Source organism: Burkholderia sp. MR1-5-21 (genome assembly GCF_053427715.1).
Map to the genome: position 1 here is coordinate 1 of NZ_JBSAXD010000175.1, position 248 is coordinate 248.

General features: G+C 66.1%; 1 protein-coding gene. It reads right to left on the minus strand.

Annotated elements, in window-relative coordinates:
* Nucleotides 1–248: molybdopterin-dependent oxidoreductase (locus tag ACV229_RS40955; RefSeq protein WP_448088714.1), on the minus strand; the 248-nt coding region annotated here is incomplete at both ends.

Genomic DNA, 248 nt, shown 5'->3' on the forward strand with positions numbered 1-248 from the left:
GACGAGCCGGGCAGGAACACGTGCGCGTACTTCGCCGTCTCGTTCAGGAAGATGTCCTGCACGACGATGCATTCCATCGACGACAGCGCGGCCGACACATGCTGCGTGTTCGGGTCCGACTGCACGATGTCCTCGCCCTGGCAGTACAGCCCCTTGAAGCTGCCGTCGAGCGCCGCGTCGAACATGTTCGGAATGCGCAGGCCCGGTTCCGGCTGCAGCGTCGCCGCCCACGCCTGCTCGAACTGCGC